Raw genomic sequence first — 259 nt, forward strand, 5'->3', positions numbered from 1 at the left:
CGGGGTTGTGCTCACACGGCACGATCCCGAGGTAGCCCCGCTCGTCGCACAGGTCGCACTCGTCGATGGCTTCGGCGAGCAGTTCGGCGCGCTGCCGTGCGCGAGCCGAGATGGCGACTTTGGCGGCAGTGGTTTGCTCGAGCTCCCAGCGCTCACGCTCGCGCCGGGCATCTCCGCACCCTCGGCACGGATCAGTTGTCGGGTTGTCGATGTGCTTCGAGCAATGGACGGGTGGGGCGACTTCAGCGGCAGGTGAGAC

Annotated in this window: 1 protein-coding gene; it reads left to right on the forward strand. The window is 67.6% G+C overall.

Annotation, left to right across the window (positions count from 1 at the left end):
• Positions 1-256: hypothetical protein (locus CVH10_RS26965; RefSeq protein WP_219924988.1), on the forward strand; the 256-nt coding region annotated here is incomplete at its 5' end.
• Between the last annotated feature and the right edge of the window lie 3 nt (positions 257-259).

The sequence above is a fragment of the Halomonas sp. ND22Bw genome (assembly GCF_003011945.1).
GTDB classification, from domain to species: domain Bacteria; phylum Pseudomonadota; class Gammaproteobacteria; order Pseudomonadales; family Halomonadaceae; genus Halomonas; species Halomonas halophila.